The 460-nt window shown below is 55.9% G+C and carries 1 protein-coding gene; it reads left to right on the top strand.

Annotated features, from left to right (window positions below; all coding sequences use genetic code 11):
- Nucleotides 1-422: DDE-type integrase/transposase/recombinase (locus tag HMPREF2990_RS12310; protein WP_141757752.1), on the top strand; the 422-nt coding region annotated here is incomplete at its 5' end.
- Between the last annotated feature and the right edge of the window lie 38 nt (nt 423-460).

Raw genomic sequence — 460 nt, 5'->3', positions numbered from 1 at the left:
ACTCACGCAAGCTCGTCGGTCATGCGCTCGCCGATCACATGCGGGTATCGCTGGTTACCGAAGCTTTAACCCAAGCCAGAAACGTCCGCGGAAGCCTTAAAGGAGCAATTTTCCATTCCGATCACGGCAGTGTGTACACCTCACAAGCCTTTAGGGATCACTGCGCCCAGCTTGGTGTACGCCAATCCATGGGCGCAGTGGGCACAAGTGCCGATAACGCCCTGGCAGAATCCTTTAACGCCACCCTCAAACGTGAAGTCCTGCGTGATCGGAAAGTCTTTGACAATCCCATCATCTGCCGCCAGGAAGTCTTCCGATGGTGCATGCGCTACAACACCCGCAGACGACACTCCTGGTGCAACCTTCTAGCCCCCGATACCTTCGAAGCACTTAATTCAGCTACACTGACCCAAGCAGCATAGCTAACCCCCGACGTGTCTACTTTCCGGGGGTCAGGCCC

The organism is Corynebacterium sp. HMSC071B10, assembly GCF_001814825.1.
Lineage (GTDB): Bacteria > Actinomycetota > Actinomycetes > Mycobacteriales > Mycobacteriaceae > Corynebacterium.
The sequence above is the reverse complement of the archived record's forward strand: the minus strand, read 5'-3'. Positions and strand labels throughout refer to the sequence as shown.